The organism is Thermogutta sp. (genome assembly GCF_014359955.1).
GTDB lineage: Bacteria > Planctomycetota > Planctomycetia > Pirellulales > Thermoguttaceae > Thermogutta.
This window is the reverse complement of record NZ_JACIYL010000218.1, coordinates 1-5945: the sequence shown is the minus strand read 5'-3', so window position 1 is coordinate 5945 and position 5945 is coordinate 1. Positions and strand designations below refer to the sequence as shown.

General features: G+C 59.4%; 5 protein-coding genes. 2 read left to right on the top strand and 3 right to left on the bottom strand.

The annotated features are described in order from the left end of the window. Positions 1-301 (top strand): Hsp70 family protein (locus tag H5U08_RS08555; RefSeq protein ID WP_297032169.1); only part of this gene is annotated, 301 nt, incomplete at its 5' end. Between the two features lie 11 nt (positions 302-312). After that, the gene (locus H5U08_RS08550) at positions 313-1302 is read left to right on the top strand and encodes a hypothetical protein (RefSeq protein ID WP_297032167.1); all 990 of its coding nucleotides are present in this window, start codon (positions 313-315) and stop codon (positions 1300-1302) included. A 175-nt stretch (positions 1303-1477) separates the two neighbouring features. On the opposite strand, the gene H5U08_RS08545 is transcribed toward H5U08_RS08550, so the two are convergent. From H5U08_RS08545 to H5U08_RS08535, 3 genes are all read right to left on the bottom strand, one after another. After that, the gene (locus H5U08_RS08545) at positions 1478-3298 is read right to left on the bottom strand and encodes a S41 family peptidase (RefSeq protein WP_297032165.1); all 1821 of its coding nucleotides are present in this window, start codon (positions 3296-3298) and stop codon (positions 1478-1480) included. A gap of 412 nt (positions 3299-3710) precedes the next feature. Then, positions 3711-4733, bottom strand: a complete 1023-nt coding sequence (locus H5U08_RS08540; RefSeq protein ID WP_297032163.1) for a Gfo/Idh/MocA family oxidoreductase — start codon at positions 4731-4733, stop codon at positions 3711-3713. A 227-nt stretch (positions 4734-4960) separates the two neighbouring features. Continuing rightward, the coding region (locus H5U08_RS08535) for an FGGY-family carbohydrate kinase (RefSeq protein WP_297032161.1) at positions 4961-5945 on the bottom strand (985 nt) is incomplete at its 5' end.

The following is a 5945-nucleotide window of genomic DNA, read 5'->3' as shown; positions in this document are numbered from 1 at the left end:
CAAAACCACCAAAGACAACCAGGAACGGATCACGGTGCAGGTTCTGGAAGGAGACGCCCCGGATCCCTTCGCGTGTTCGCTCCTCGGAAAGTGCCGCATCACCGACCTTCCTCCCAATTTGCCGAAGGGGTCGCCCGTGGAGGTGACCTATGCGTTCAGTGCTCAGGGACGCGTCATTGTGACGGCACGCGACAAGACCAGCGGGCGGGAAGCTCGCATCGAAATCGAACGGCGGGGAGTGCTGGCTGAAGAGGAGGTTGACGCTCTCAAGCGTCTGGCTGACGAATACAAAGTCGATTAGGAAGTCGGGGTATGGCAAAGAAGCCGATCGACGTTTATCGCGACTGGTTGGGGATTGAGGAAACCCAGCGCCCGCTCAATTACTATCAGCTTCTCAAGCTCCCCCTCTTCGAGGATGATGTCAACAAGATCCGGGAACAGTACCGGAAACTGAACGCCCATGTCCGCAAGTATGCGACGGGCGGTTATGCGTTTGAGTCCCAGCAGCTTCTCAACGAGCTGGCGAAGGCCATGCTCTGCCTCACCGACGCCCAGCGGAAGCGCGAATACGATGCCATGCTGGGGCGAAAAGATTTCGGTGAGGGCGTGCGACGCACCGTGGAGGAGATTCTGCTGGGGAACAAAGCGATCACTCCCGAGGCTCTCGAGCGGGCGCGACGCTTTGCTCAGGCAGTAGGTCTGCCCATCCATGATGCCATCATTCAGCAGAAGCTGGCGCCGCCCGATGTGGTGATGCAGGCCTACGCCGAATCGCAGGGGTTGCCGTTTGTCGATCTTCAGGAGACAGTCATCGACGTCTCTCTTCTGGATAAGATGCCGCCCGCTCTGGCCCGCCAGTATTCCTGTCTGCCCGTCATGGTGGACGACAATCAGTTGCTGGTGGCCTCACCTTTTCCACTTAATCCCGATGTGGAAGAGACGCTTCGCCACCTGTACGGTTTGCCTGTGCGGAGCGTAATCACCACTCCGATCGGGATCAACGCGGCGATTGCACGGTACATGTCTGGCAGGGGAGACGGACGGGACCAGAAAGCCGCCGCCACCCCGCAAAAAGCCGCCGCCGCACGGAGTTACGCACCGCGCTCCCCCGAGCGCTTCCGGCAGGACCTCCAGTATGCTATTGTCGCATTCAACCTGACAGTCATCCTCCTCATGCTCGCCCAGCTCATGCTAAAGACGGTATCCGACTGGTCAACTCTGTTCGGAATGATCATTCTCGCGGTGATTGGTGGGCTCATCGTGGGAGCAGGGGCGTTCGTGTATCTTTCCCGGCAGCCATAGCCAATCGGCGATGATGCAAGCACCTGGCCCGGGGATCACCTGTGCTCGACAGGATGTGATCGGCGAGCGACGTGGGCCACTGCCACCGGCTGGAATGAGAGACGTGAAGATCGCAGGCCGGGGGGCTTCATGCCCGGTTGAAAATCCCGGCCGGAGCCATTGACTACGGATCGACTTAGCGCGTCGCGCCGTCTCGCTGGGCGACGATTTGCTGGGCTGCCTGGAGACCGGCTTCGAGGATCGGGTCCCGCGAGGTTGAAAGCATGGCCGAAGACGCTGCATCCCCGGAAGTCGAGGCCGGACTGCCGCCTGTGTTGGATTCCGCACCTAAAGGCAACCGGGCGGTAAGAGGTCGCGCTGCGACCTGGACGCGGATGTCGGGGATCACGCCCCGTCCCGCGTACGGCTGCCCTCGCGGGGAGAAGAACCGGGCAGTGGTCAGGCGGAGTCCGGCGCCGGTGATGGCCAGCGGAAAGATGCCCTGGATCGACCCCTTTCCGTAGCTGGGAGTGCCCACGATCGTGCCGCGACCCTGATCCTGGAGGGCACCTGCGAAGATTTCCGCAGCACTGGCGCTTTCGTGGTCGATAAGGACCACCAGCGGCAGGGTGCACTTACGGGACTCCTGCGCGGTGTAAACGAGGTTCTCTTCCGAGTTTCGCCCCTGTGTCGAGACAATCGTTCCGCCAGTCAAAAACAGATCGGCGGTTTCCACCGCTGCTCCCAAAAGGCCGCCAGGATTTCCTCGCAGGTCGATGATCAGGGAGCGCACACCCTGAGCCTGCAGCACGTTCAGGGCTGTTTCCACATCGTGGGCTGTGGTCCGCTGAAAACTGAGCAGTCGAAAATATCCGATTTTCGCCCGTTCATCCAGTATTCGCACGTCGGTCACGCTTGGGACTTCCACCCGTGTGCGGATGACGGTAAGCGTTCGGAGTTGCCCTTCGCGGTCCGCAATTTCCAGTGACACGCTTGTTCCTTCCGGACCTTTCAGCAGCTCTGCCGCGCGATCTGGGGTGATGTCTCGCACTTTCTGCCCATCCACGGCCACAATTCGGTCACCGGGCCGGATTCCTGACCGCTCTGCCGGACTTCCCGCGATCACCCGCAGGACGATAAGGGCATCTTCCTGCGGACGCAGTTCGACCCCAAGGCCTACAAAATTGCCCTCGATCTGGGAATAAAGATCAGAGAGTTGAGCGGGAGTCAAAAAGGCGGAATAGGGATCCAGGGAGTTTACCGCTCCGCAGATCATTTCCATGACGGCCGCACTGACCGGCAGCTTGACCTTTTCGTACAACCACTGTGTCAAACGATTAACGGCGTCCAGAGCGGTCGTTCGGGATTGCACGCGGATTTGCGGGACGACAAATTCGAGATCACGTCCGGCGCTGGCTGCCGCCTCTGATGACAGACTGATCTGGTAGGCGGCGAGGAATTTGGGCTCACTCAGGGCGAGAGCCAGACCATGGACACCCTGGGTATAAAGTTCGTTCCAATGGGGTGATTCCACGTAGTGGGCCTGGATTTTGACGAGGACCTCATCATACAGTTGGAGGGCATCTCGAGCCGAAAGATTCCGCACGGTTGTCAGAAAAGTGCTGTCGGCATAGCGGCGGATCAGGTCATAATGGAGCCGCGCTTCATGAAAGCGTGTTTCCAGTTCCGCATGGCCCGGGAAGCGGCGGATGGCTTCCTCATAAAGGCTCAAAGCCTCGCCCCAGCGGGATTGCCGCTCCAGGGCCTGTCCCTGTTCCAAAACCGCTTTCAGTTCTTCCAGCTCGGTGGCGGGCAACGACAGCGGATCAGGCGGCGAGACATTGTTGAGCTCTCCAGCGTTGGGGGCGGCCAGGCCGAAACCCGTCAAAAGAAGCAAGAGTCCGATCGCCCCCCAGAAGGTCACTCCCCGCAGCACGCTTCGCAATCGATTAAGGTAGCGATCACGAAGAGTGCCGACCATGGTCCCGATGGATGAGTCCGCGCCTGCGTGCTCCATGCGTCCTGTCCTCACAGTGCTCCCTCGCAGAGTTCCCTGCGGACGCCCACCTGCCATGAGCAGGCCAAAGCAACTGTTGCGAATTCTCCAAGTCCCGATCTTTCCAGAGCATTTCCCGCCCGACAGCGTTGCATGTCACGCTGCCAAGCCCACATTACTCTGTTCGGATGAGTATAGCTCAGGCATCGACTATGGGCAAAAACCCCAGCGGTGTTTTTGTCCGATTTGTTCGGTAAAACCCGCAATCTCACGAGGGGGACGCGCCGAACCTGATCGTGGCAGAAAAGTTGACGGTAAAACCTGCCGTGGCGCTGGAAACGGCAGCGCCAGTTTGGTGAAGTTTCCCGCATCTCCCCAGAGAAGCTGGGAAAGCCCAGGAAACGACACCGCTCTTACCTGACGGGGCAGTCACTCAGACTTTTACGGCACGACGCCGCTTGACAGATTCGATTTCCCGATGAGCGAGCACGAGAGCATCCCGCGCCAGGCGGCCATCGAGGAACGTGGATGTCTCGCCGTTCTTGACGCAGCGGACCACCTCTGTCAGCTCCGCGGCGAAGTCATCGACGGGATCGCGGGCAGGAAGTTTCGGCCGCTTTACTTTCCCGTCTTCGGTGAGGATTGTCACCGGCATATTCATCCAGGAGTCGAAAACGAGCGTTGCTTTTTCCAGGTGGATTTCGTAGCCGTTCGTGAATGGCCGACCTTGCTGCATGATCACCCCACTGGTCGCCGTCACCACGAGACGGGGATCATCGAAGAGGAACTGAGTGCTGAAATACTCGGGGACTTCTCCCCGCATGCGTCCCACACTTTGCACGGCCTTCGGCATGCCGAACAGAAGACGGATGAAGTGAGCGTCATGGATGTGGAGATCAATGGCGGGCCCCCCACAAACATTGGGATCGTAAAAATCTTTCAGCCACAGGGGATCGGAAATAACCCGGTTGAAGTGGCCACCCAGGCAGGCTCCGTACTTTCCACTGGTGACAGCTTCGTATGCAAAGCGATAGGCCGCGAAAAAGGGGAGCACATGGCCAATAAGAAGCAGTTTCCCCCGTTTTTCGGCTGTTTTCACCATCTTGTCGGCCGCTGGAACTGTGAGCGCAATCGGCTTTTCACAAAAGACGTGCTTGCCGGCTTCCAGGGCTGCGATGGTGGCCTCGGGATGGAGGGCAGGAGGTAAACAGATATCCACCATATCGACATTGGGATCTTTGAGAAGCTCCGCGATGTCGGAGTATTTGGCGATGCCTCTCAAGTCCATCTTGCGGCCGGGGGGGCCGAAATTCCCTTTGATGGATCGCCAGTCTCCAGCCAGTCGCTCGGGTATCTTTTCACAGATGGCCGTGACTTTGGCTCCCTTGATCTTTTGATAAGCCAGATAGTGGATCATTCCCATGAAGCCGATGCCCACGATCCCGACGCGAACCATGTCGTCCTCCTTCGTCAATGAGTCTTCCGGCACAAGTTTCCAGAACTGCTTTGCTTCTCTTCAACGGCTGTAACGGCCGAGGTTGACCGATGCCCGTAAATCGCTCACGATGTTTCACGAACCTGCTTTTTCATACCCATGTGCTCGGCGCAGGCGTGCGTGGAGCACTTGGAAAACACCCCGCCGTTTGCCGCTGAGGGACGCCATCAACCAAATGGCGGGACGTCTCACACGGTTGCCTCCAGGATCTGCAGGAACCGCGGAAATGCCTCGTCCCACGCGGCGGTGTTCTGGGGTGAATACTCATCCACCGGGAAGCTCTGCCGGATGATTTCGCGAGCTTCGGAGATGGTGCCCACCTCTCCGGCAGCCACGGCCTGCATCATGATGTTTCCCAGTGCGGTGGCTTCCACCGGACCGGCCAGCACCGGCCGACCACACGCATCCGCCGCAGCCTGACACAACAGGCGATTCTTGGTTCCCCCACCGACAATGTGGATGACCTCAATCCGCCGGCCGATGAGTTCTTCACACATCCCCAACACATGCCGGAATTTCATGGCGATGCTGTCCAAAGCACACCGCAAAACGGCCCCTTCCGTCGATGGCACCGACTGGCCTGTGCGCCGTGTGAACTCACGAATGGCTTCCGGCATGTCGGTGGGAGCCAGGAACATGGAATGGTCGGGATCGATGAAGCTGACCAACCCGGGCGACTCGGCCGTCAATCGATTGAGATCTTCCCAGTCCCAGCTCCGGCCTGCCTGATTCCAGATTCGCCGACATTCCTGAACCAGCCACAGCCCGGTGATGTTCTTGAGGAGCCGGATCGTATTCCCCACGCCACCCTCGTTGGTGAAATTGAGGGCCAATGACTTTTCGGTGATGACGGGCTGCTTGACCTCAACGCCCATCAGGGCCCAGGTTCCCAGGCTGATGTAACACCAGTTCGGCCAATCCTCGCTCGGCTCTCGTGCCGGCACGGCCATGACGGCGCTCGCCGTGTCATGCGTTCCCGGTAAAACCACCTGCGTCTGGGTGAGCCCCGTCTCGGCCGCCACACTGGGCCGAAGTGGCCCCAGGACCGTGCCAGGCTGCACAATCGGGCCCAGGATATGCGTGGGCAGCCCGAAACGTTCCAGCAACTCGGTGGCCCATCGGCGCTCCACGGGATTGAAAAACTGGGTGGTGGTGGCGTCGGTAAATTCGTTG

Bases quoted from the DNA above. Each gene is read 5' to 3' on its own strand.
- H5U08_RS08550 (WP_297032167.1), top strand. From the start codon at position 313: ATGGCAAAGAAGCCGATCGACGTTTATCGCGACTGGTTGGGGATTGAG.
- H5U08_RS08545 (WP_297032165.1), bottom strand. From the start codon at position 3,298: ATGGAGCACGCAGGCGCGGACTCATCCATCGGGACCATGGTCGGCACT.
- H5U08_RS08540 (WP_297032163.1), bottom strand. From the start codon at position 4,733: ATGGTTCGCGTCGGGATCGTGGGCATCGGCTTCATGGGAATGATCCAC.